Origin of the sequence: Faecalibacter bovis (genome assembly GCF_017948305.1) — a bacterium.
Classification (GTDB): Bacteria; Bacteroidota; Bacteroidia; order Flavobacteriales; family Weeksellaceae; genus Empedobacter; species Empedobacter bovis.
This window is the reverse complement of sequence record NZ_CP072842.1, coordinates 2,315,831-2,342,386: the sequence shown is the minus strand read 5'-3', so window position 1 is coordinate 2,342,386 and position 26,556 is coordinate 2,315,831. Positions and strand designations below refer to the sequence as shown.

General features: G+C 30.4%; 21 protein-coding genes and 4 pseudogenes. 10 read left to right on the top strand and 15 right to left on the bottom strand.

Annotated elements, in window-relative coordinates:
- The first annotated feature begins 127 nt into the window (after positions 1-127).
- From J9309_RS11320 to J9309_RS11305, 4 genes are all read left to right on the top strand, one after another.
- Entirely contained in the window at positions 128-595 is a 468-nt protein-coding gene (locus J9309_RS11320; protein WP_230475988.1) for a transposase, read from the top strand.
- An 11-nt stretch (positions 596-606) separates the two neighbouring features.
- Positions 607-1,230, top strand: a complete 624-nt coding sequence (locus J9309_RS11315) for a transposase (protein ID WP_230475987.1) — start codon at positions 607-609, stop codon at positions 1,228-1,230.
- A gap of 125 nt (positions 1,231-1,355) precedes the next feature.
- Positions 1,356-4,496 (top strand): type I restriction endonuclease subunit R, encoded by a 3,141-nt coding sequence (locus J9309_RS11310; RefSeq protein ID WP_230475986.1) that lies wholly within the window; start codon positions 1,356-1,358, stop codon positions 4,494-4,496.
- Entirely contained in the window at positions 4,493-5,269 is a 777-nt protein-coding gene (locus J9309_RS11305) for a hypothetical protein (RefSeq protein ID WP_230475985.1), read from the top strand. The genes J9309_RS11310 and J9309_RS11305 overlap by 4 nt, the downstream gene beginning before the upstream one ends.
- Positions 5,270-5,353: 84 nt before the next feature.
- Here J9309_RS11305 and J9309_RS11300 read toward each other — a convergent pair whose 3' ends face one another.
- From J9309_RS11300 to J9309_RS11250, 12 genes and pseudogenes are all read right to left on the bottom strand, one after another.
- Complete coding sequence (locus tag J9309_RS11300) at positions 5,354-5,584, bottom strand: hypothetical protein (RefSeq protein ID WP_230475984.1); 231 nt, start codon at positions 5,582-5,584, stop codon at positions 5,354-5,356.
- A gap of 117 nt (positions 5,585-5,701) precedes the next feature.
- The gene (locus J9309_RS11295) at positions 5,702-5,911 is read right to left on the bottom strand and encodes a helix-turn-helix transcriptional regulator (RefSeq protein ID WP_230475983.1); all 210 of its coding nucleotides are present in this window, start codon (positions 5,909-5,911) and stop codon (positions 5,702-5,704) included.
- 599 nt (positions 5,912-6,510) lie between these two features.
- Positions 6,511-7,421 (bottom strand): annotated as a pseudogene (locus J9309_RS11290) (IS481 family transposase).
- Between the two features lie 290 nt (positions 7,422-7,711).
- Complete coding sequence (locus tag J9309_RS11285; protein WP_230475982.1) at positions 7,712-9,232, bottom strand: helix-turn-helix domain-containing protein; 1,521 nt, start codon at positions 9,230-9,232, stop codon at positions 7,712-7,714.
- Positions 9,233-9,953: 721 nt separating this feature from the next.
- Positions 9,954-10,271 carry a helix-turn-helix domain-containing protein gene (locus J9309_RS11280; RefSeq protein ID WP_230475981.1) on the bottom strand — a complete coding sequence of 106 codons (318 nt, stop codon included), beginning with the start codon at positions 10,269-10,271 and terminating at the stop codon, positions 9,954-9,956.
- 280 nt (positions 10,272-10,551) lie between these two features.
- Entirely contained in the window at positions 10,552-10,983 is a 432-nt protein-coding gene (locus J9309_RS11275; protein ID WP_230477871.1) for a transposase, read from the bottom strand.
- 62 nt (positions 10,984-11,045) lie between these two features.
- Positions 11,046-11,606 carry a hypothetical protein gene (locus J9309_RS11270; RefSeq protein WP_230475980.1) on the bottom strand — a complete coding sequence of 187 codons (561 nt, stop codon included), beginning with the start codon at positions 11,604-11,606 and terminating at the stop codon, positions 11,046-11,048.
- Between the two features lie 131 nt (positions 11,607-11,737).
- Positions 11,738-15,685, bottom strand: coding sequence for a hypothetical protein (locus tag J9309_RS11265; RefSeq protein WP_230475979.1), 3,948 nt, complete (start codon positions 15,683-15,685; stop codon positions 11,738-11,740).
- Between the two features lie 104 nt (positions 15,686-15,789).
- Positions 15,790-16,524 (bottom strand): hypothetical protein, encoded by a 735-nt coding sequence (locus J9309_RS11260; RefSeq protein WP_230475978.1) that lies wholly within the window; start codon positions 16,522-16,524, stop codon positions 15,790-15,792.
- A gap of 293 nt (positions 16,525-16,817) precedes the next feature.
- Positions 16,818-17,012: pseudogene (locus J9309_RS13655) on the bottom strand (helix-turn-helix domain-containing protein); the annotation flags it as partial.
- 390 nt (positions 17,013-17,402) lie between these two features.
- Positions 17,403-18,577 (bottom strand): annotated as a pseudogene (locus J9309_RS11255) (IS3 family transposase).
- A 256-nt stretch (positions 18,578-18,833) separates the two neighbouring features.
- Positions 18,834-19,712, bottom strand: a pseudogene (locus J9309_RS11250) (IS982 family transposase).
- A gap of 159 nt (positions 19,713-19,871) precedes the next feature.
- Between J9309_RS11250 and J9309_RS11245 the strand changes: the two are divergent.
- The 3 genes from J9309_RS11245 (at position 19,872) to J9309_RS11235 (ending at position 21,282) form a co-directional block, all read left to right on the top strand.
- On the top strand, positions 19,872-20,489 hold the full coding sequence (locus tag J9309_RS11245) for a DUF6088 family protein (RefSeq protein WP_230475977.1): 618 nt from the start codon (positions 19,872-19,874) through the stop codon (positions 20,487-20,489).
- Positions 20,479-20,982 carry a nucleotidyl transferase AbiEii/AbiGii toxin family protein gene (locus tag J9309_RS11240; RefSeq protein WP_230475976.1) on the top strand — a complete coding sequence of 168 codons (504 nt, stop codon included), beginning with the start codon at positions 20,479-20,481 and terminating at the stop codon, positions 20,980-20,982. The genes J9309_RS11245 and J9309_RS11240 overlap by 11 nt, the downstream gene beginning before the upstream one ends.
- Before the next feature lie 96 nt (positions 20,983-21,078).
- A complete protein-coding gene (locus tag J9309_RS11235; RefSeq protein WP_230475974.1) occupies positions 21,079-21,282 on the top strand; it encodes a YwbE family protein in 204 nt (67 codons plus the stop codon).
- A 174-nt stretch (positions 21,283-21,456) separates the two neighbouring features.
- Here the strand turns inward: J9309_RS11235 and J9309_RS11230 are convergent, their stop codons facing one another.
- Together J9309_RS11230 and J9309_RS11225 are read right to left on the bottom strand one after the other, a co-directional pair.
- The gene (locus J9309_RS11230; protein ID WP_230475973.1) at positions 21,457-21,771 is read right to left on the bottom strand and encodes a HipA domain-containing protein; all 315 of its coding nucleotides are present in this window, start codon (positions 21,769-21,771) and stop codon (positions 21,457-21,459) included.
- Positions 21,772-21,817: 46 nt separating this feature from the next.
- Positions 21,818-22,027, bottom strand: a complete 210-nt coding sequence (locus tag J9309_RS11225) for a helix-turn-helix transcriptional regulator (RefSeq protein ID WP_230475972.1) — start codon at positions 22,025-22,027, stop codon at positions 21,818-21,820.
- Positions 22,028-22,230: 203 nt separating this feature from the next.
- Between J9309_RS11225 and J9309_RS11220 the strand changes: the two genes are divergently transcribed.
- The 3 genes from J9309_RS11220 to J9309_RS11210 are packed head-to-tail and all read left to right on the top strand — an operon-like array spanning position 22,231 to position 23,695.
- Positions 22,231-22,437, top strand: coding sequence for a helix-turn-helix transcriptional regulator (locus J9309_RS11220; protein WP_230475971.1), 207 nt, complete (start codon positions 22,231-22,233; stop codon positions 22,435-22,437).
- On the top strand, positions 22,434-22,760 hold the full coding sequence (locus J9309_RS11215) for a HipA N-terminal domain-containing protein (protein WP_230475970.1): 327 nt from the start codon (positions 22,434-22,436) through the stop codon (positions 22,758-22,760). Before J9309_RS11220 ends, J9309_RS11215 begins: the two co-directional genes overlap by 4 nt.
- Positions 22,757-23,695: a HipA domain-containing protein gene (locus J9309_RS11210; protein WP_230475969.1), complete on the top strand. Its 939-nt coding sequence runs from the start codon at positions 22,757-22,759 to the stop codon at positions 23,693-23,695. Before J9309_RS11215 ends, J9309_RS11210 begins: the two co-directional genes overlap by 4 nt.
- Positions 23,696-23,889: 194 nt before the next feature.
- On the opposite strand, the gene J9309_RS11205 is transcribed toward J9309_RS11210, so the two are convergent.
- Entirely contained in the window at positions 23,890-26,526 is a 2,637-nt protein-coding gene (locus tag J9309_RS11205) for a reprolysin-like metallopeptidase (protein ID WP_230475968.1), read from the bottom strand.
- Between the last annotated feature and the right edge of the window lie 30 nt (positions 26,527-26,556).

The window sequence follows — 26,556 nt, the reverse complement described above, 5'->3', positions numbered from 1 at the left end:
TGATAGAGGATTAATCAAGTTTTTTGAAACAGTGGCCAAAGTTAGTATGGGCGAAGATAGTATGGGCGAATTGCAATTCGCCCCAACAAAAAACTATCAGTATATTATACTTTTAAATAGCTAAGTTATGGAACAATACAACCCTTATAAACACCATCGAAAGTCGATACGTTTGGTTGGCTATGATTATAGCCAAGCGGGATTGTATTTTGTTACTTTAGTTTGCCAAGATAGAGCGCATTTGTTTGGTGATATAAAAGATGATATCATGTATTTGAATGAATTTGGGCAACTTGTAGCTGATGAGTGGTTACATACGCAGGAAGTTCGAGATAATGTTGTAATACACGAATTTATAGTAATGCCTAATCATATCCATGGTATTATAGAAATACTATATCCTAAAGAATCCAGCAATATTGTAGGCGCTTTTAAATCGCCTTCCCAAACCATAGGTGCAATCGTAAGAGGCTATAAAATAGCTACTATAAAAAGAATAAAAGAACTTATAAAACGAACAGAAGATAATAAGGGCGAAGATAGTAAGGGCGAATTGCAATTCGCCCAAAAAACTATCAGTATATTATACTTTTAAATAGCTAAGTTATGGAACAATACAACCCTTATAAACACCATCGAAAGTCGATACGTTTGATTGGCTATGATTATAGCCAAGCGGGATTGTATTTTGTTACTTTAGTTTGTCAAGATAGAGCGCATTTGTTTGGTGATATAAAAGATGGTATCATGTATTTGAATGAATTTGGGCAACTTGTAGCTGATGAGTGGTTACATACGCAGGCAGTTCGATATAATGTTGTAATACACGAATTTATAGTAATGCCTAATCATATCCATGGTATTATAGAAATACTATATCCTAAAGAATCAAGCAATATTGTAGGCGCTTTAAAATCGCCTTCCCAAACCATAGGTGCAATCGTAAGAGGCTATAAAATAGCTACTATAAAAAGAATAAAAGAACTTATAAAACGAACAGAAGATAATAAGGGCGAAGATAGTAAGGGCGAATTGCAATTCGCCCCAACCGCCCCAACTTTCCCAACTAATCCAACGAGGGAAATCATAAAATCCTTAGATTATAAAATCTGGCAACGTAACTACTATGAACATATCATAAGAGATGAAAAGGCTTTTATCAATATTAGTAATTACATTATTGAAAATCCTAAACGATGGATAAACGATGAATATAACCTATCACAGTAATATCATAAGTATGGGCGTAGATAGTAAAGGCGAAAAAAGTAAGGGCGAATATAGTAAGGGCGAATTGCAATTCGCCCCAACCGCCCCAACTGACCCAATGGAAATAAAGGAGAATATAATCTATTATGAAATACACTGAATCACAATTAGAAAAAGCATTTATAAGCCTTCTGGAAACAGAAGGCTATCACTATATTAATGGGAAAGAATTAATTAGAACTTCTAATCAAGAGGTTTTACTCAAAGAAGATTTACGTTCTTTTCTTTTCAACCGCTATCCCGATTTAGAAGAAGTTGAAATTGAAACGTTAATCAATGAGTTAGCTTTTCAGTCGACTTCTACTCTATACGAATCGAATAAAACAATTTGTAAGCTTTTGGCAGATGGTTTAATTTTTAAACGTAATAATCCCAGCAAAAAAGACTTGCATATTCGCTATATTGATATAGAAAACATCAAAAATAATACCTTCAAGATTGTTAATCAATTAGAAATTCAAGGAACAGAATTACGAATTCCTGATTTGATTTTATACATCAATGGGATTCCTGTCGTGGTTTTTGAATTCAAAACATTAATTGAGGAAGAAATAACAATCTTTAAAGCATACGAACAATTAACTACACGTTATAAAAGAGATATACCCGAACTATTGAAATACAATGTGTTTTGTGTGATTAGTGATGGGGTGAATAACAAAGCCGGAACAGTATTTTCTCCTTACGAATTTTACTACGGTTGGAATAAAATTACTGGAGCAGAAAAGAAAGCTTTAACAGGTATTGAAACTACGACTTCTTTGGTGCAAGGAATGTTGAATCAAACACGATTGGTTGATATTATCCATCATTTTGTTTTGTTTCCTGATACTTCAAAACACGAGCTAAAGGTTTTAAGTCGTTATCCGCAATATTATGCAGCCAATAAATTGTATCAAAACATCTTAGTCCATCGTAAACCTGAAGGTGATGGTAAAGGAGGTACGTATTTTGGTGCTACGGGTTGTGGAAAGAGTTATACGATGCTGTATTTAACGCGTTTATTGATGCGTTCGACCGATTTTGCTAGTCCTACGATTATTATCATTTCAGACCGTACCGATTTAGACGATCAATTGTCGAAGGATTTTACTAATGCCAAGAAATTTATTGGGGATGAAAATATCATCAATATCGAATCAAGAGCTGATTTACGATCTCGTTTAAGAGGAATTGAAAGCGGTGGTGTTTATTTAACGACTGTTCAGAAATTTGCTGAAGATGCTGAAATCTTATCCGACCGTACCAATATCATTTGTATTTCGGATGAAGCTCATCGATCGCAAGTCAATTTGGATTTAAAAGTGACTATTGATCACGAAAAACAAACGGTAAACAAATCGTATGGTTTTGCAAAATATTTGCACGATTCGTTACCGAATGCAACTTATGTAGGATTTACAGGAACACCTATCGATAAAACGTTAGAAGTGTTTGGAGACGTGGTGGATCAATACACCATGTTTGAATCGGTAAATGATGAAATTACCGTTCGTTTGGTTTATGAAGGAAGAGCCGCCAAAGTCAATTTAGATTACAATAAAGTTCAAGAAATTGAAAATTATCACGAAAATGCAGTAGCCGAAGGCGCATCTGAATATCATGTAGAAGCCAGCCAAAAAGCCATTGCCAAAATGGAAGTGGTATTAGGAGATACCGACCGAATCAAAGCTATTGCACAAGATTTTATTGCGCATTACGAAAAGCGTATCGCAGAAAAAGCTACGGTAGCAGGAAAAGTGATGTTTGTTTGTGCTTCTCGCACCATTGCTTATAAATTGTACCAAGAGATTTTGGCTTTACGACCTGAATGGGGAGAAGTAAATATTTCGGAAGGATTAAATGAGAAAGAGCAAAAAGAAATCAAGCCAATAGAGCGTGTCAAAATGGTGATGACACGTAATAAAGATGATGAAAAAGAGCTTTGGGAACTTTTGGGTAATAAAGATGAACGAAAAGAATTAGATCGACAGTTTAAACAAATCAAATCCAATTTCAAAATTGCGATTGTCGTGGATATGTGGTTAACAGGATTTGATGTGCCTTTTTTAGATACCATTTATATTGATAAGCCTTTACAAACGCATAATCTAATTCAAACGATTTCTCGTGTCAATCGAAAATACGAAGGAAAAGATCGTGGATTAGTGGTTGATTATATTGGAATCAAAAAGAACTTGAACAAAGCGTTAGGGATGTTCAATAACCAAACAGCCGATGATGATTTTGAGGACTTAAATCAAGCTGAAATCATCGTTAGAGACCAAATGGATTTATTACGTCAATATTTCCATCAATTTGATGCTACTGATTATTACCAAGGAAATCCTGTTGAGCGTTTAAATTGTTTAAACAAAGCTTCTGAATTTGTTTTACAAACCGAAGATTCAGAGAAATTCTTTGTCAATGTAACGAAGAAATTAAAGTCAGCTTATAATTTAGTGAGTGGTTCTGAATTGTTCACGCCTAAAGAAGTTGATGAAATTCATTTCTATTTTGCTGTCAAATCAATTGTAGTAAAATTGACGAAAGGCGAAGCACCTGATACGGCTCAAATGAATGAGAAAGTAGCTAAAATGGTAGAAGATGCGATAATTTCTGAAGGTGTAGAGGAAATCTTTAAACTGGATGATCATAAAGCCAATGCGATTGATTTGTTTAACGATAAATTCATTGAGAAAATCTCTAATCTTGAATTACCGAACACAAAGATTAAAATCTTAGAACGTTTACTTAAACAAACGATTACTGACTTTAAAAAAGTGAATAAAGTTAAAGGTCAAGATTTTGCTGATCGTTTAAAAAGCATTGTGGATCGTTACAACGAACGTAGTGAAAAAGATATTTTAGATTATGATGGTATTCAAGCTGATACAGCAGAACAAATGCTAGATTTAATCATCAAATTACGCACTGAAATGGCTTCATTTGAAGATTTAGGAATCGATTATGAAGAAAAAGCATTCTACGATATTTTGGATGTCATCTGTAAAAATTATGGATTTGAATTCGATAAAGATAAAATGCTAGAACTAGCTCGTGAAATAAAAAAGATTGTAGACAATGCCTCTCAATATCCAGATTGGGCTGAACGTGATGATATTAAAGCACAATTGAAAATGGATATTATCATCAAGCTTCACGAATTTGGATATCCTCCAATCACGCAAGAAGATGTGTATAAAAATGTTTTAGAGCAAGCTGAGAATTTTAAGAAGAATAGATGATGGAAAATTATTTTAATGATTTAGTACTTAATAATGATACTAATTTTTATTTAGGAACTGGTAATCCTTCTTCTAAAATTTTAATCATTGGTAAAGAGTCTGCGATTGATAAAATTTCTAATTATGAACAATATGAAAGAGAAATTTTAAATAACGCATTAGATTGGAAAAAAAATATAGAGGATAATATCCATCAAGATTCTGTAACTTCTTGGTTTATTGATTATCCATTATATAACCCTTTATATCCTTATAAAGGTCAGTTAAATAAAATTCAAAATAAAAGAACTGGTAACAACGGAGGTACAAGTAGAACATTTTATAATTATCAGAAACTTTTAGATAAAATTTATAATGAAAATCGAAAAAGCTCAAACATTAATTTTCATGAAAAATGCTTTATTACTGAGTTAAATAGTTCTACTGCAAAATATAGTCATTTAGTTAATACAATTGATCGTAAGAATAGTATTAATAACCGACAAGAATTGTTAACACATCCTTACTATCAAAGCTTTCCAATAGTACTATTTGCTGTTGGGAATTATGTAAGAGATTTTAATATTGATATACAAAAACTCTTTAACGTAAAATTTGATGCTGAAACTGGAACTCTACCAATCACTAAAACTAATTACATTAATTTACATTACGATGATATCACTAATCCATCACGATTAGTAATCCATACAAATCAATTAAGTATTAATATTTCAGACTTATTATTAAATGAATTAAGTCAATATATAAGAGAGCACTTAGAATTAATATAGATTTATTATTATGAATCAATTCTATTTATAAATATTTCCAAAATGCACAAGGAGAATACTCTTTAGTGCATTTTTACTTTATATCTATTTTAATTTCTTTAATCGATGCTGATAACTTTGTAAATAATTTCGTTTTAGTTTCTCTGATAAAAACGATCTTTCAATTAAATCTACCACTTGATCTTCTTTCGAAGTTAGATTTTGAAGGACTTTTATGATAGATTTCTCTGTTATTCCTGCCTTCTGTCCAAATACCATCAATTGATCAATAACTTTTCCTTTTGAAATTGATTTGGGTAATATTCCTTCTTTCAAAGCAAAGTCAGCATCCTCAATATGAATTTTGGTATTAAGTAAATCATAAGCAGGACTTAGTTTAAAACCACTTTAGATCTCCTGCCCTTTTTCCTTTATATAAAATTTGAGCTATTCTCATGATTCAATCGATTTAACCTCTAATTTAATTTCTAATCCTAAGGCATCACACAACTTTTGAAGGGTTTCTAACGTTGGATTCCCTTTGCCACTTTCAAATTGTTTTATCGTACGTAAACCAACACCTGAAATCTCAGCTAATGTTTCTTGTGAAATAGCTAAAACTTTACGTCTTTCTTTGATTTGATGAATTATCAATAGTGTCATATATTGCACTTTTATAGATATATTACTGTTTATTTAATATAAAGCGTAAAATTAGTGCTATATATTGCACTAATTTATTAACCTGACTACATTTTTACAATCATATACCCTAAAGGGTATAAATATAGTTATAAAACAAAATTTTATACCCTAAAAGGTATAATTAAAAATTATTTCATATATTTATACCTTAAAGGGTATAATATGAATTTATCAATTGCAGATTTTGTAAAACAAACAAGTAGAAAATGAAAAGCTCCATAGTCTAAACTCGGTGTAATTGCTAATACTAGTTTCTAAGAGATTTTCAATTAATTTCTATGAAATAATGTTAAACTTTCATTAAAATCACTTCACCAAAACTACACCTAATTATGTATAAACACTTATAAATAAAGACTTTTACATATTCTGTATCGGCAAATAAGAGCCAAATACTACCTTTGACTGCCACATTTCTATAATATATAAAAGAATATTTTATCTTTAAAAATTTGTGTTATTTGCTTCTCCAAATTTCTCATTTTATGTGATTAATTAATCGTTTTGAAGTTATCTAAGCTTGTCGTACTTCATAACCTCGTAGACTTTAAATATAATTATTTTAGTTTAGATTTTAGTATTTCATAAGGTGTTTTTCCTTTAAATGAACCCATGAGGCCTATTGAAATTATAAAAGTTTTCCCATTCTTCCAGTTTCTGATTTAAATCCACATCATCTGTGTAACTTAAAAGTTGATAAAACTCTTTTTTATCTGTTAAATGAGATCGTTCAACTTTTCCATTTAATTGAGGTGTACCCACTTTTATAAATCGGTGTCTCATTCTTAAATCTTGAACATGCCAATGAAACTTTGATTGAAATTCGTGTCCATTATCTGTTTGAATTGTATTAATTCTAAAAGGGAATTTTTCTACAACATAATTTATGAAATCAATTGAACTTAATTGATTATATTTATCATAGATTTAAACGCTCTAATTCGTGTAGCATTATCAATCGCTGTGTATTGAAATCTCTTGATTTTAGTTCCATTTACCTCATGGAATATTAGAAATTTAACATCAACTTGTACATGATGACCAGGTGTTTCTTTTTCATACCTGATACTATGCATGGCTCTTCTAGTCACCTTTCTGTCTAATCTAGCAACATTATTACGCTTTAGAATACGATAAACACTTGATTCCGATATCAAAATATCATGATAACGTTCTAAATACCATTTAATTCGCCAAGTCCCTAATTTATGTTCTTTTCGAAGTTCTAATACTTTATTTACAATCTCTTGCTTAATTTGATTGGGAAAAGTCCGAGGAATTGGTTTCTTTCTAAGTAAACCTTCTTCTCCATGTTCTTCATAGCTTTTTTCCATTTGTAAAACGTACTCTTTTTTATACCATAAAATTTATAAGCGATTGAATTATTTCCATATTCTTTAGCGTATTTTAGAACTTGCAATTTTTTAATATAAGTTAAGTAAGCTTCAATTTCTTTTGTCTTTTTCATGATCATAAGGCTATATTAGTTTTTTACTAATTTAGTCTACGAGGATCGGACGTACCCACAATTTATATTTGTTATTTAGGCTAAATACTGAGAAAACAATGTTAACTGATATTATTTTTAAATTATAATGTAACTAATTTCAATCTTTGTTGTCTTATAGAATAACGATAACATGAACAGACTATTTTTTCTATAGCCTTCCTTAGAAGCTCAAATTTTTCAGAATGACAGTCCAAAAACATTTATAGAAAAGTCATTGAACATTATATTATGCCGCTAAGTTTATTAAATTAAAGAATAATTTTTTCTTTGTTTAATTGGTTTATATAATTTCCTGGTGTAATTTGTTTCTCTTTTTTAAAAGCGTTTATAAACTTACTAGATGATGAAAAGCCACATTTATCAGCTAAATAACTGATTTTATATTTGCGATAAACAGGTTCTTGATTTAATTTATCAACAATATAATTAATTCTTAGTGAATTTATGTAGTTATTAAAATCTTTATTTTTATGTGAATTTATAAAATGAGACATATACTTTACATTTGTATCGCAAAATGTGGCTAATGAAGCTAAAGTTATTGTTTTCTTATTAAAGAATAAATTGGTTTCAAACAGTTCTAATTTTGCCAATATTTTTTTTTCAACAACAGCAGATATAACAATCTCTCTTTTATCTTTTTGAAATTCCTTATCTTTCAATTGAAAAAGCTCTCTTTTAATTATTTTTAGATTATTTTTATATTTATTTCTATATAATAAGAAACATAAAATTCCAATAAGGCTAATTATTGAAATTGTTAATGCATAATAAAGATTATAGGATTTTTTTTTGTTTAAATTCTGATTATTTATCAATAATTTTTCTTGCTCTTTATTTACTAAAGTATTAATATTCTCTTGAATTTTATTTGATATAGAGTCTCGTGATTTACGAATTTCCAAGACCACCTCTGTTTTATTTTCTAATTGACCAAATTCTTCAATCGTTTTTAAAAGTTCTTCTTTTAAAGATAAATATTCAGAACGGTTAAGAACATCCTTTAGTAATATTATATATTCTTTTGCTTTTGAAAGATTATTTCTTTTTATATAAATCTTAGCCAAACCATTGTAGGACAATATTTTTATATGATTATTAGGATGGTCTTTGAAAAGATCTAATGATTTATTATAATGCATAAAAGAATTTTCCAAATCATTTAATTGATAATAGCATAAACCTAGTAACTGTTCATTACTTGCTGTAAAAAAATTATAATTGGAATTTTTATTGATTGTAAAATATTTTTGTGATGAATTGATATGATTAATAGCATTAAGATACCTTTTTTTATCTATTTCTAAATAAGCTTTTTCTTGGTATATAATACCCAAAAAAGTTGATTTTTGCTCAATCGCTTTTATTTTTTCTGATTCTTTTATTGCAGTTTGTAAATAAAAATTGGACTGATAAAATAAAGAAGACAATCTATATTGCGTTGCTAAAAAACCATATATTTTCATTTTCTGAATTGGTTCCTCTGTATCTTCTGCTAGTTTCTGTGCGCTAATCGCATATTCTATTGCTTTTGTATAATTACTTTTTTGTTGCCAAAGCGTAGCGGTAAGCATTAAACTTTTAATACGATACGGTATTGACTCTGAAATCGAATATAATGAATCTGAAATCTCCAAGGCTTTCTCGAAATTCTCTTGGGAGATTTCTAAATATACCTTCTTATAAATTTCTTCAAATTTATCCGGATTTTGAGCTAAGCCCAAATGTGGAAAAAATAGTAGTGAGATAAATTTTATAAAAATTTTCAAAATTATTAATTTGTTTTAAATGTAAATATTTAACAAAATATTGAATATGCTTACTTAAGATTAATAGTATAAGTGGACTAAAGGTTTACTTTGAAAAACTTATAGAATTCATTTTTGATATTAAAAATATTATGGTTGACCCTCAATCTATACGTGAACAAAAATATTGTTATAAATATAAATATATAAACGAAATTTATTTGATAAATATCTTTACAATACTCTAATTGTCATATTTGGGTTAATATAAATACTCCTTTTTATCATTATTACTACTCACAAGCGTTTGCTCTCACAATTGTTTATTTCATTACGGGTTACATTACACAAGATCTTTAAAATAGTATTTTAAGTTTTATTAATAATATAGGAAAGATTGGCTACTTCTTATATTTAGAGGTTGAATTTTCTGATTCAACCTCTTTATCGAAGATCTGTATATATTCTATAAAGAGTAATTATTCCTTTCTTATTGCATTTTAATTGCAATCTTTTATAAAAGAGTCCAAAACAATACTTTTTAAGTGTAATTTCATATTCATTCGATGTAATCTTTTTTGCTGTGCTATTATAAAGAGCTTCTGTCTCTTCTAATGTTTTACCTATTAGCGACATACTCTAGTTTTAATTTGTTTTAATTTGATTATTACATTTTGACGTTTCAAAACTACCTTTTGCTTTAAATAGGTTTTTAGGTTTTTCATAGATTACGTAGTTTATTTTATACTAAAAATAGTTTTTTCCATTTTGCAACTGTATTTCGACTTAATCTAAAATGAGTTGCTAATTGAGAATTATTGAGACCTTTTTCCTTTTGGTAATCTATTATCTTCAAAATATCTGATTTTTTATACGAACGAAATTTCTGACTATCATTAATAATTCCTTTGCCAAATATTTTTGCATTTATTTCTATAATGTCTACAATTGAGAGCGTTGTTTTATTAAGAATATTTTCGCATGCATTTCTTTTTTCAGGGTATTTTCTATCTAAAATATCTTTAAAAATTTGTTTATAATTAGGGCTTGATTTTTCCATATTCTTATTTAACTTTTATTCTTATTACTCCATCATAATTAAAATATATAAAGAGTTTTTTTTCTACTTAACAAAAATTTTTAATCCTTATTATTAATCATAGGTACTATATATTCTATTACCAAATATCATATTCTGAGTGATATTTACTGTATCCCAAGATGTTCTTTATATCTATTTTGGTTTTGTTTTGAAACAAAGTAATCATTTTTTGATGACGAATTATTTTTATCATTTTTTGATCAGATTTTTATACTGTAAAATGAAATTGGACTATACCTTATTTGGTATATTTACTTATCCATTTATATAGAGTCGTTTTTGGAATCCTGTAACAATCCATTATTTCATTTTTTGTCATCTGTTTTGTTTCTAATTGTTCTAATATAAATTCTATGATTTCTTTTGTATAGATATTTTTACGAAACTGTGGAAGACTAGTTTGTTTCTTTATACTATCTTTCGGTTTGTCTGCTCCTATTGGTGCATATAGAATAAGATGTTGAGAGTATAATCTAAAAAAATCATATTCTAATAGTTTACTCCATTTTAGTAAAATCTCTGTATCCAATATTTTTGATTCATACATTTTCTTTATTCTCCTTTCATCACAATTTATAAAATTGCAGATACGACCTATCTCTATTTCACTTTCTACAACAGCTTTTTGAATAACCGATCCAATATGGATATCTTTATAATTATCACTCATTATTTCTAAATGCTTATTTTTTTTAATAAAGCAGTCTTTATAAAAAGACTGCTTTATTCTACTTATTTCCAGTAACTCCAATTTGTACCATCGTACACAGCTAGAGTATCTGATGTTGTATCATACACTATATTACCTGCAACAGGACCTATTACAGTGGTATTAGGATCAGCAACTTTAGGTAGAACCAATGTTCTTGTTTCTGATTCTAAAATCAAAACACCTGGTTTACTACTGGTTTCTGCTCCAATAATTATCCCTTGTTTGTTAACAGATTCTCCAGTACTCACATAAGGATTTAGTTTGCCTCCTTCTTGAGATGCGTATAACTTCGCTGAAAGAGAAGTCCAACGATCATTTGTACTAGTTCTTCCTTCTCGAACTTGCACCTCTTTAGTTGCTACATTGAATATGAATGTTCCGTTTACAGCATCTGTAGGAGCTGTAGTAACAGAAGGCAAAATAATACCTCTAAGATTTGTAGCTTCATCGCCAAATTCTAATAATACACTATTATTTGTAATGCTACTTTTTCCGATAGCGACTTGAGCTGATACAGCTACAGAAGCAAAAAAACTCGCTGTTACTAACATTTTAATCGCTAATATTTTATTTATACTCATTTTATTTATCTTTTATTTTGAGATTACTATCTCATTATTTTGTTGTAATAGTAACTAGAAAAAAGTTTTTGGTAAAACAACTAAGTTTTACCAAGATTGCTTTTCTTATCAAAAAAAATTATGAAAAACTCTTATTCGTTACAACCTCTTTCCAAACAGTTCCATCCTTTTCTTGAAGGATCAATCAATGGGGATTCACCTCTGTATAATTGGACACATTTTTCTGTTGTGTTGTAAATAAGCATTCCTTCAACCGCTGTTAGTGCGTCTCGTTGTGTTGTAGTCATATGAGGAATTACTAAACCAGCATTTGAACTTTCTAATGCGATATATCCATTTGGTACAACTTCTGGCCATCCCGATGTTACATTTGCTTTTGTTGAAACTCCTACATTCGTACGAACTGATGAGGTACCTGAAGCAGCTGGTTTAACACATTTTGGTGCAGCACATGGAACTGCTTTTTTACCATAACCAGTACCTATCATAGCTGTAGGTGGCCATAAAGTACTTTGTGTAGCTAGTATTGTATTACTTGAAGTTACATTCCAATTAACACGGTTTAAAGTAGCACCGTTTATCAATTTCAGTTTTTCAAATGGAGCTGTTGCACTTCTTCTACCCCAAAGTGTAACATTACCTGTGGGGTCTATATCTATGCGTAATGCAGGTACTTTACTGGCTGCATTTCCGATTTGCCAAATATTTGGTATACCATTTATAAAAGTAGGGCCATATCCAGCATCGTCTGACTCAAAACGAACATTAGAAACCATGCCTCCTTGATTATGAAATTCTATTTCCATATTTGACAGTTTACTACCATTAATTTCCATATTAAATGAATTATCTAAATAGTAAATATCTAATGTAAAGCCTTGATCTGCTCCAGTTGGTTGAATAAAAGTTTTGCTAATTGTATTATTAACGATTGGATCTGTAGCATTACTCATACTGAAATCTTCTCCTAAAATTGGTTCTGTACATTCAGAAGGCTCAAAAATATCGACTGGCACTACACAAGATGGTACACCTACTTTGTTTTCGAAGTACATAATATCATCTATCAATGTATGCCCAAAAGTTGTACGGTTACCACGGATTTGGATATCCATTGTTTTTCCTGTAAAATCTATTGTTCCAATATTAATAGCTGCTTTTAGCGGCACCCAACCAAAAGAAACTGCTCCTGGTCCTGGTAGCGGATTATCTGCTTTTAACTGTGCTGACGCATATACTTCACCAGTATTACGGTCTACCAAATCCATGTACATATAATCTGTGTTAGCCGTATAGTTTATATACGAAAACAATTGTAATGTATATGTTTTACCCATCTCTGGCTTAACATCATCTATTCTATAGAATGGTCGAATGCCTTGATATTGAGATACATTACCCTTTACAAGAAAAGCTGCACCGTTTAAATGACCTGACATATCTAGTACATTTAGAACAGAAGGATCTGCTGGGTTGTCCCAAGGGTAGGTATTTGTCCAGTCATATACTTGTGGATATGATTGTCCAGGTGCCCAATGTGGAACTATTGCAGAAGAACCGTTTACAGTAGTATTGTCTGTAAACGAACGAGGATCCCAGCCAAGTCTAACAAAAGCAGGCGGTACTACTGCATAGCTACCATCCCCAATATGGGAATCGAAATACTTGATAGGGCCAGAAGGTGTAGCTCCAATACCTGTTGGTAAGTGAGTTCCAATATAATTAGGATCATATAGCGGATCGTTGTAACCTGGTGAAAAACGGTAACCGTTGGTAATAGCACCTCCATTAGAAGTTAACGTAGATGACAATATATTAGGTTGATTCACCCACGGGATTCTACCATCTTTAATCAATGGAGATGAAGTATTAAAATTCTGATAGTGAATAACTCCAGCGTTATAACTAGCTCCTTCATCATATATATAATCCATCATACAATCTTGTAAGATGAAAATACTAGCACTACTCATATTTCTATTCCCTCCGTTAACAGTATTTAAAGCAATCTCATTATAAATATCTGTTGGAGGTGTATTTACCGAATTGTTAGTTGCCATAGGGTCCACGTAATCTGCTGGGCGCAATACACTTGCTGTAAAAGTACGTACAACTGGTGCAAAACTACCAGTAATACTGGTTGCATTGGTATCTGTATGGTCAACCACTGCAGAAAAAATAAATTCTATATGACCTACACCAAAATTAGACTTCTTACCAGTGTATCTTCTTAATACTGGATCATAAGTTAATGTAACACCTCCGTTATTTGATACATTGGTGATTCTTACACCATTTGGTATTTCAAACATTATTGTTGCTTCTGCATCTGAAGAAATAGCATCTGGACCGTTATTCCAAATATTTGAATAAAACCCAAACGCATCACCTTCTGATAAAGATGGATTTATGCCCGAAACCCCTAAAACATCTGTTATATTAGCTGTTGCTGATAAATCACTTTTTTTAATAGCAACTGTTGTGTTAACTGTTGTTACAGGTCCTTTTATATATGACCAAGTATCTATAGATTTATTGTTACCAAATCCTTGAGAAAGGTTAGTACTACTTAATGGACTGGTATTGTTATTTTGCTGTCCCCACATATGTCCTCCAGTACCTGTAGGTCCACTAAGCGAACCTGCTACACTTGCATCAAGTGGATTAGGGGCTTTCCCGTTATTGTTTGTGCCAGCAACTCTTGAAATATCGCTATCATCCCAATAAACACGAAAACGTTCTTCAGAAAGAGGATTGTTTCCGTTCAAAAGTTCTAATACGAGTCCATTAGGATTAATTTCCATATCAATAAATGGGAAATGCACCTCTGCTCCACGTAACTGTACTTTCACTAACACAGAGGCATTAGTTCCTGGAAGATAGTTGTTATTACCATCCTTACCATCCCAAAATATTTTGTTATTACCCGCAATCGCAGTTCCCGTTAAAGTTCTGGTTGCAAAAGAAGGCAGGCCAGAACTTTCTATTGTAATAGTATAAATCCCTTGCGCATCTGCTGTAAAATTAATATACCCTCCTTTTAATCCCAATTCTCCAACTGTTCCTTCAGCTCCTACAATACTAATATTACTTGCATTTGGAGTAATAGGGGTATTTTTCAACCATGTACTATTATTTGGGACGCTACCATTAGCAGAAGTAGGTAAATCTTGAGCTGGTTGACTATAAAAAATTTTATGTGTTATATTATCCTCTGCATCTGCTGCCAAAGGAGAATGTACAAAAGAAGAAATACCAGTTGTGAAATTTTTACTTTTATAAGAAGGGCTAGTATCATTTACGTCAGTCAAAAAACCTTTGTTATTTATAAAAAATGTAAAACCTACACCATTATTCCCGTTATTATTTACCTTATAAATATATCCATCTTTTGTCAGCGCATACATATTTCCATAAAAACCTGCCGTTTGACTACCACTAATGTGTAAATTCATTACATTGGTATAAACTCTTCCTGGCACCCAAGCTCCTGCACTCTCTACAGATACATCCCAAGCTGCAATAAGCTCTGAGCTTGTACCTTGCGTCCAGCTACCATTAGCTGCAATATTAGAAACAGTAGGAGTTCCTGTAGAAGATACATTTCCTGTCGGTAAAAATTCTATTTTCCAAACCCCTTCTTCTGCCGTTAAAGCAGTACGGTTATAAGTTGCATATCGATTGCCTCCTGCAGCTTGCGACGCTAATCTTGGACCAGCAAGCTCTGCTGTTCTATTGGTTATTTGTCCTGTTGTTCCTGAGGAAGTATAAACAGTACCATTTGGTGCTGTTAATCTAATTATACCATTTCCTATTCCTTGTGCACTGGAAGCTGTATGCAGTATTTCACCAGCTTTAACGTAAGCATAATGTGTTCCTTCTGTTTTGAAGGGCCATGATCCTACTGTAGATCCTATAGTACCTGTATAAGAGTTACTATACAAAAAAGCACGTCCACCTGTTACTCCATTTGGATATAGATCTTTAGATCCTTCTGCATAGGCATTACTCCCACAGAGTAAGGCTATTGCAAGAGGTAAAACTTTTCCACCTTGAGAAAGTAGTTTTTTAATATTCATATTATTTAAGTTTGTTTATGTAAAGCAATACATGTTTAACACTTTATATTTTTGTTTCGTTATATATCGTTCGAATTTTACTTACCATAACTGTAACTAGTTAATTACAGTAACCGAAATTCTGAGTACCCATTACAGAGTAATATTCTAAACCTATCCACTCTGTGTGCTACCAGAAAAAATAAAAGGATATATGGTAGTGGACGATTTTTAAAATACGCCACAAGGGTTTTGTGTACAAAGACTTCTTTTCTATATTTATTATTTTCATCTCTTAGTATGAGAGACATGTATAGTTCTAGATCATTGGCTGATGTTGCAGATATGCACTTATTATTTTGATAAGTTTGTACTGCCATTATTTGTATCCGTTTATCTGAAGAAAGTCGACTGCTGGAAGTATTAGAATAATATAATGATTTTACTTTTTGGGTAACTTCACTCAACTGTTTTGTTGTTGAGGTAGCATTCTTTTCCCTTGGTCGAGATTGAACAATATGTTTCTTCGCTTTTTTCCCGACAACTTTACCACAATGTATAATCTCAGTATTTTTTAACTGATCAGCATTTGTTATAAATGAATTTCCTTTTATATATAGCTTTGTTTTTTCTGTTTTTGCAGGAGTAACAACATGTAGTAGATAAACATTTCTTATTGTTGTCTTCTCTCCAATATATAAATAAGTTTCACTATTTTTTTGAGAATCATTAACCGATGAATTGCTATACACCTGTGTAGATATAGCCTGTACAATAACACACAAAATATAGGCATACAACTTCATATTAAACTGTATGCCTGAAAATAATAGGTTTATATGACGATTATTATTCATCATCTGGTTTTAGTTGGGTATAAAATAGGTTTTAGGTTTAAGTTTTCAACTTAACTTACATATGGTTTAATTTTCAGAATAATGAAAATAATAGTTATGCAATTTTAGAACAAAAATGACTTTAGATACAAGTGTACCTATTGCCGTATGAATGAATACAGCACTGTTTTTGAAAACATTTAAAACAATGATTTTGAATATTATAACTTTTATAAAAAAGGAATATAAAATATCTACAAAATGCAGGTTAATTCAAAGAAAAAGATTTCTTTATTACAAGAAACAGATCAGATAAATTATAAAAATTGGGGTAAAATAAATTGAATTATTAGACTATTCTTTCGAAATATTTTAGGACTTATACCTGTTTTCAATTTGAAAAATTTCAAAAAATGACTCACATCATTAAAACCTAATATATATGATATTTCACTAATATAACATTCTTTCTTCCTCAAGAGGATTTTCACCTCAAAAATAATTCGACTATCAGTAAACTCTTTAGCAAAATTTTATGTAAAGCATTTAAATAATATATGTTATTTAGTCAAATTATAAATTAATAATCTCTATTGAGAAAGTACTAAGTACATATAAGTGGAGTTATAAGGTCACGGATTGCAAATCCACAACATCAAGGGTATATTAATAAAAGCAATAGACTATATAGGAGGTAGAGTTAGTTTTTTTATGAGTATAGAAATATCCTCTACTCTTATGACCATGCCTTACACTAATACTACATAACCTGTATATAATTAACTAAACAAATTTATAATGAAAATAGTCAGACACATAGAAGAGTTTAATAATTCAAATGATAAATTAAATAATGAATATTGGAATTACAAACAAAATTTAGACAAAATGAAGTTTAGCATTTAAGCCGCATTAATACTATTTAGTTGTTCGTTTTCAAAAATTGTTAAATTACATAAATGACTATGCCTTCTTTTTTTATAGTACCAAGTTTCTATATACTCAAAAACAGATAGTTCTAGTTGTTTTCTAGTTTGGTATTTATTGTGATAAATAAGTTCTGTTTTTAAAGTTTTGAAAAAACTCTCGGCTACTGCATTGTCCCAGCAGTTTCCTTTACGACTCATACTTTGAATGATATTTTTAGATTTTTAAAGTTCGTTTCTAAAAGCATCACATGCATATTGAACTCCTCTGTCTGAGTGAAAAATAAGTTGTTGTTGGTCACTTATCGGTCGATTAATTTTTGCCATTTTAAAAGCGGGTATAACTGTTTGTGTGGCGTGCATTCTACTACTCAATGACCAGCCAATAACTTTTCGATCATATAAATCAATAATGGTAGTAAGATAAAACCATCCTTCTTTTGATCGAAGATAGGTTATATCTGAAACCCAAACTTGATTAGATGTATCAGTGATGAATTCTCTATTCAAGTGGTTTTTAGCAATGGTAAACTTATGTTCAGAATTTGTGGTAATCCTAAACTTTTTCTTCACAATGCTTCTTAATCCTAATTCTCGCATTAACTTAGCCACTAAGGGTCTTGACGCCTTAATGCCTTGACAATTCAATTCAACAGTAATCCTAGGGCTACCGTAACGTTTTTTACTTAATTCGAAAACACGTTTTATTTCGGCTTTAAGTTCTTCTCTACGTTTTTCGCGTAAAGATATCTTTCTATTAAGCCAGGCGTAATAACTACTTCTTGATATTTTCAAAATAGTACACATCTTCCCAACCCTAAACTCATCCATATATTTTTGGATAAATAGATATAAAGTAATTATCGGTCTTTTTTCTCGGAGAAGATGCCCACCACCTTTTTTAAAATATCTCGTTCTTCTGTAACGTCTCGTAATAATCGCTTTAAGCGAATAATTTCTTCCTGTTCAGCTGAATGGTTAGGTGCACCTTTTTCAAACTTACCTTCAGCGTAGGCTTTGTACCAACGCTGTAAGGTTTCATAGCTAATATTCAATTCAGAAGCTACGGTGCTTAGATTATTTCGTGATTTACTTAATTCTACAGCTTTTATTTTAAATTCGGTGCTGTAACGAGTGCCTTTACTATTCATAATTTCAAAGATAAAGACTTAAAATCAAACTCTATTTTGTCTATGTAAAGTTAGCAACTCCATCCTGAACGTGCTGGTATTTCTAGATCAACATTAAGTTTAATAGAAAAAAGAGAATCTAGTGTTGCTATGGGAGCTTATTTTAATGTTTTAAGAGTGTTAGGTTTACAAGATGATTTCTTTCAATTAGCAGCAGATGATGAGTTTGGTAGAAAATTACAAGATATAGAATTACTGTAATTAACCCGTAGTGCATTTAGATAATATTAATTTTTAAGTTGTTAATATTTCTATTTTGGTTTCTGTTTATTGTTTGAATAATAGTAAGCGTTAGTATTTTTGATAGTATCCTTGTTTTAAAGCCTAATAAGCTTTTAGTATAATTACGTCTAATCATGAACTGGTCACAGAGTTGAGAGAATAACGTTTCTATCCTTTTTCTGTATTTGCGTATTACAAAAGGCTGATCTTTATAGTTTTTTTGATTTGTTCTCATAGGAACTTCCAGCTTTATATTGTGCGATGTAAACAAATCCAATTGGTATTCTGCGGATAAATATCCTTTATCAGCTAAGAGCGTACAATTTTTAAACTGCTGTTTTATATCTTTCAGATAATGAATATCATGCACTGAAGCTGGACTAATATCCAAACTTTGAAAGACACCTTCCGCTGAGCAAACCGCATGAAGTTTATACCCATAATAATGCATTTTCTGTGAAGCATAATAACCTTTATTTGGAATTGCATAATCGGTTTCTCTGCATATTTTACTACGTGAGCTTCTTGATAATTTGCAAACTTCTAAAGGCATGCTATCCACAATAAAATACTTTTCAGAACCATTAAATTTTTCTGCTAACAGTTTTCGAATACGTTCCATATGTATAAATAATCTTCTTTTTCATCTATTATAAACACTGCGTTCTATAAGTGATTTAATATCAGAAGGTAATATTCTAAAAAGTTGATATTCACTATCAATACTCATGTATTCTGAAGTCAGATTTAGGGCAACTAGTTTCAAGTCAGATAATCTGGGCTTTCGTATCTGAAATAAAAAATTCTCACTTTCAAGATCTAAACTCTTTAATACTTCTAAAATTTTATCGTAATTTGCTCTAAAGTTGTGCATTGAATTGTTTGTGTAGTAACTACAATTTACTGCTTTTTAGCAGCTTGTACAACTTTTATATACAATATAATACAAATGCACTACCGGTTAATTACATTTTTTAAATTAATATTTGTCACAAATTTTTACTAAATTTGTGACAAATATTACAGTATAAATATGGTAGAAACATCTAAAAATAAGATACAAACAAAGATTTTAAAATCATCTTTTGGCGAAATATTTTTTTTAGATGATTTTTCAAAATTTGGTTCTTCAGATAACATTCGTAAAGTACTTTCTCGTTTAGAAAATGAAGGTTTAGTTGAGCGTTTAGCTCAAGGTATTTATCTTAAACCTAAAAAAGATCCGTTGTTAGGTACTATTTATCCCACAACTGAAGAAATTGCGAAACAAATCGCAAAACGAGATAAAGCACGTATTGCTCCTACAGGTGTATTGGCTTTATATTTATTAGGGTTAACAACTCAGGTTCCTTTAAAAGCTGTATATCTAACTGATGGATCTCAACGCGAAATCAAAATAGGAAATCGTACCATTCAATTCAAAAAAACAGTTCCTAAAAGCTTTGCCATTAAAGATGAATTATTACACTTGATAATTCAATCTTTTAAAGAAATAGGTCAAAAAAATGTGACAGATGAATTCTTAAATCAAATACATCCTAGTATGCTACAACTAAATAATGAAGTAGTTCAAAAACAATTAAAGTACGCTCCTGTTTGGGTTCAAAAACAAATTATTAACCTTACGAAAGACAATAACAATGTGGATTAACCTTACGAAAGAACAAAAAATTCAGATACTTGAACAGACAGGTATAGCCAAAGGTTTACCTGCCTTTGTAATAGAGAAAGATTGGTGGGTTTGTATTTTGTTGAAAGCTATTTTTCAATCACAATATGCTAATTCAATTATCTTTAAAGGTGGAACATCATTAAGTAAAGCTTATCATTTAATTGATCGGTTTTCTGAAGATATTGATTTAATTATTGATCGTCATTTGTTAGGATTTGATGAATTAAATTCAAAATCTCAAATTAAAAAATTACGAAAAGCTTCAGGTGGATTTATTATCAATGAGTTTAGAGAAGAATTAATTCAGCAGTTGGATCAATTGGGAATTAGCAAAGAATTATATGAAATCAAATATAACGATCATGTTGATGATACGAGTGATCCCAATACATTAGAAATTCATTATCATCCCCTAGTACCTGTAAATAATGCCTATATTCAACAACAAATTAGTTATAAAAATGTAGCTTAACTTATTCTCCAATTTTTGTTTGCATTTCAAGTATTTTTTTAATTTCCTTTACGATAGAATGAATATCTTTTCCATTTATTTTAAGATATTTGTAATATGGATGGTAAAACAAGAGCAAATATAAAATCAGGAACACTGGTTAATATTGTATTGAAAAAGGATCAACGAACTGGCGAATTAACTGAGGGTGTAGTGAAAGATTTATTGACTTCTGCGCCTTATCATCAACGTGGTATAAAAGTTCGTTTGATGGATGGACAAATTGGACGTGTACAGGAAATTATTGAAGACGATTTTTAGAACGCATTAAACTATAAATTAAAAGCTCTTATCATTATTGATAAGAGCTTTTAACATTTTTATTTCTATTATTTCACTTATAAAATTACGTTGAAAAGAAGGAATAACTACCCTATTTTCCTTGTATGATAAATTATAAAAAAAGTGATAAGGAAATCTCCTTGTTCATCTTTTTTACTCTGTAACTATTCTCAGTTTCTTCAATTGACGCTGATAACTTTGTAAATAATTGCGTTTTAGTTTCTCTGATAAGAACGATCTTTCAATTAGATCCTTCACTAAATCATCTTTCGAAGTTAAATTTTGAATAACTTTTATAATTGATTTCTCTGTTATTCCTGCCTTCTCACCCAATACCATCAATTGATCGATAACTTTTCCTTTTGAAATTGATTTAGGTAATATTCCTTCTTTTAAAGCAAAATCAGCATCCTCTATATGAATTTTAGTATTTAGCAAATCATAAGCTGGACTTAATTTAAAAATCACTTTAGAACTCCTGCCCTTTTTCCTTTATATAAAATTTGAGCTATTCTCATGATTCAATCGATTTAACTTCTACTTTAATTTCTAATCCTAATGTATCACACAGCTTATATAGTGTTCCCAATGTAGGATTCCCTTTGCCACTTTCAAATTGTTTCAACGTACGTAAACCAACACCAGAAATCTCTGCTAATGTTTCTTGTGATATCGCTAAAACTTTACGTCTTTCTTTGATTTGATGAATTAATAATAGTGTCATATAATGCACTTTTAAGGAGTCTTTTTTTATATAATGTTTAAAAAAGTGAAATTAGTGCAATATAACGCACTAAATAGATAATCTAATCATATTTCTATAATTATATACCCTAAAGGGTATAAAAAAAACTATATAACATTTTCTATACCCTATAAGGTATAATTAAAAAATATCTTCTATATTTATACCTTAAAGGGTATAGTATGAATTTATCAATTGCAGAATTTGTAAAACAAAAACGAAAAAGATTAAAGATTACTCAGCCAGAACTTGCAGAAAGAGCTGGTGTTGGTCTTCGTTTCGTCCGTGAATTAGAACAAGGTAAACCAACTTTAAGATTAGATAAAGTAAATCAAGTATTAGCATTGTTTGGATCTGAAGTTGGCGTTATTGATAAAATTGAGATATGAGAGAAGGATTAGTATACTATAAAAACAAATTTGCAGGTATAATTTCTGAAAATGAGGACGGATTTATATTTAAATATGACATAGAATATTTAAAAAATGAATATTCTAAACCTATTAGTTTAACCCTGCCAAAGCAATTTGAAAGCTATGAAAGCAAAATATTATTTCCATTTTTTGATGGCTTGATTCCTGAAGGTTGGCTTTTAAATATAGCTGTGAAAAACTGGAAATTAAATACAAAAGATCGATTTGGGCTACTACTTATACTTTGTAAAGATTGTATAGGTAGCATATCTATCATACCAAAAAATGAGGAAAAATGAATAAGTGTTTAAGCTGTTATAAAGAACTATCAGAAAACGAAATTGATTTCCATTCTAAATGTGCTAAAAAAATATTTGGTAAACAAACTTTACCACAGATTGATTTCGATAATAAACAAATTGAAGAATTAGCTAAGAAAATTATTAATAAAAGTATAGCACTGACAGGAGTACAACCAAAGCTATCTTTAAGCTTAGTTAATGAAGAAAATAAACAAACGAGATTTACGATTGTTAATCTTGAAGGAAACTATATACTAAAACCTGCATCAAATGACTATATAAATTTACCTGAAAATGAAGATTTAACTATGCATCTAGCTGAATTAGTAAAAATTAAAACAGCTAAACATACATTAATTCGACTTAAATCAGGTGAATTAGCTTATTTAACAAAAAGATTTGATAGAAAAGAAAATCAAAAAATTTCAGTTGAAGATTTTTGCCAATTAAGCGAAAATCTAACTGAACATAAATACCGTGGATCTATAGAAAAAATAAGTAAATTAATCTATAAATTCACCCGAAATAGTGGTTTTGAAGCACAAAAGTTATTTGAAATAGTACTATTCAATTATTTAATTGCTAATGCAGATATGCATCTTAAAAACTATTCATTAATTGAAAATGAATTTAATGAGTATGAGTTATCACCGGCTTATGATTTATTAAATACACTAATTCTTATACCAGATGACAAAGAAGAAACAGCATTAACCATTAATGGAAAGAAAAATAGATTAAAAATTGAAGATTTTGATCAATTAGCAAAATCTCTTAAAATCTCTGAGAAATCTTTACAAACTATTTATAAAAAATTTATCAATGTAAAACCAAAATGGGATGAATTTATACAACTAAGTTTTTTAAATGAAGATATTAAACTAGAATATCAAGAAATAGTAAATAACAGATTTAAGAAGATTTTCAATTAATTTCTATGAAATAATGTTAAACTTTCATTAAAATCACTTCACCAAAACTACACCTCATTATGTGTAAACACTTATAAATAAAGAGTTTTACACATTCTGTATCGGAAAGTAAAACACCTAAATATAGCTTTATAAAACAAAAAAAGTTCTGAATAAATCAGAACTTTTTTTTTGTTTTTACAATTTGAAAATTACTATTTAATAATAATTTTTCTAGAAATTTTGATATTATCTCCTTCTAAATTAATGATATAAACACCTGCAGGTAATTGTAATGAATAGTTTTTAAGTAATTCTCCACCATTGTGATTAATTACTTCCTTCTTAACAACTTTACCAGTTAATTCGATTACTGTTACAGTAATTTTATCTTGTTTTAAATTTTTAGCACTAATATTAATATCTCCTTTTGATGGATTTGGATAAATATTTAGATTGACATCTTTTACAACGTCAGTCACGTTTAAAACTTGTACATCACGTTTACAAACATCTATACTAAAAGAATTAATTTGTCCTGTACTACCAGGCATATTATCCGAAGCATAAATTTTCCATTGACCTTCTGGACTTTTTCCGTTAAAAATCTTCAATAATTCACTAGACTTAATTTCACCTGAAATTGGAGAAACTGTACAATTTACAGTAGTACCATCATCTATGAAAGTTGCATTAATATTTGGTCTATTTGCACACGTTCTGTCCCAAACTAAAGCTCTATTCCCTTGTGGATTTTCAATACCAATATTTAAGTTCCCTACTCTTGGATGCGTTACATTTAAAGCTACCTTAATTTTAGTAATATTTCCGTCTTCTGTAATATCTAATGGAGCTGTAACTTCAGGAGAAGTAATCGAGTTTCCTCCAGGACCATCTGTAATTACAATCGGACTTCCTGTGTATGTGTATGTACTACAAACCTCGCCTCTTACTTCATAATCTACCACGAAACTTGGACTTATTGCATAGTAAACATTATTTACAGCTTCTACAATAAAGTAGGCATTATCAGTTTGAGAGTCTGCAGGAATAGTCACTGATTCTTCACCATCATTAGCAGTATCCTGAACTAAATAAGTAAATGTTTTTCCTCCATCTTTAGAAAATTTAATATTAACTAACGAAGTATTGATCGGGGCTACATCTGTATTTGCTACATCCCACTTGACTAAAAATGGTTGACCAGATTGAGTTGATTCACCAACTACAGGTGAAGTAACTACGAATGGTCCTGCCTCTGCCACAACCGTTACTTTAGCATCATCTCTCGTTGTTTGTGGATCTGTTGGGTGATTGTTACGAGTAGTTAATGAAAAATTTAAATTTCTATTTACATTAGAAACTGATTCCCATTTCGTCGTTAAAACACCAGCTAATACATTGTTAAAATTTGGAAAATAACGGTAAGTTTCCGCTACAGGTAACAACGCTTTAAACATTGGTCCCGCAATTTTGGCAGGATATGCAATTGAATTATTTCCTAGCTGAGCAGTTGTAGCTAAATCGATTTGCTCCCAATTATTGGTGTAATTTGAACTTTCTGGTCCTGTCACAACTCCATTTAATACAAATGGTGTACTAGCAGGAATAGTATAATCAAGTCCTGCATCTACAACCGGAGGTTCAGTTGGCATTGGTGTCGCTACACCACATGAAGTTCCGTTAATTCTACTTTTAATTTGAGCAATACTAGCGGAATGAAAATAATCATATGAATTCGCTTGTACATCTAGATTTCCTGTAATTCCTGTGTACGCCATAATTGTATTACCACTACCTAACTCTACAGTTCGATCAGATTGAGTTGAATAATAGGTATAAGTATGTCCTGCACCCAATTGATGCCCCATTTCGTGCGCCACATAATCTATATCATAAAATGCTCCGTCAGGAATATTATGTGCAGTCCAGCCACCAGCTTTACTACTGTTGTTGCATAAACTTCTTAGATAAGCTGCTCCATTTGCATTTTCTTTGTCCAACAAGTGGCCCATGTCATAATCGTTCACATTAATTAAACCACTAATAACACTATGCGCTTCGTCTGGACCTCCACTCGAATATGGATCTGTAGAAGGGCTTAAAAATATTAATTTATCTACAACATCTTCAATTAGATTAAAATGGATCGATAAATCTTTCTCAAATACACCATTTAGACGCGTCATTGTATTATTCATAGCTGCAAGAACATCTTCTACCGTACCGCCATGGTAAACACCATATTCACCTGTATTTGATAAAGCTAAACGATAAGTTTTAAAATTTCCAGCTAATACTTTTGATTCGTCTATAGTAGAAGTTGAATCTTCAGCGTTTTCATTTGCTACTGTACAATTGAATTCTTTAAATTCTTCTGGCTTTTTCGTATTTGTATCGTATAGAATATAATTCTTGTTTGAAACATCATAAGGCTCTATATAAGTAGAGATTCCTTTGTCCATAATCATTACAGACAATCCTTTTTGAGATGAACTGAAACGAACGATTTTGTTTGGAGATGTTTTACTATACCCTGTAAATGCTCTAATATTTGGAAAGCGACGTTGTAATGCTTCATCAAAATTTGATGTCTCCCACACTACAAACGTTTCCATTTTCCCATTAGAATTTGGGAAATTAATTTCCGTTCTTTGCTCTGGAAATTTATAATTTAATTGATTTAAAGAATTTTCGATTGATTGGTGATCCAAAGCATAAATAGTAATAGGAGCTATATTCTTTTTAGAATCTTTTATTTCCACAATATTTTTAGAATTTGCTTGATTCCATTGTGAAAACCCAAATATTGGCAAGCTTAATGCCGATAAAAGAATAAAATATTTTCTCATAGATTTATAATTGATTAATTTATAAAATGT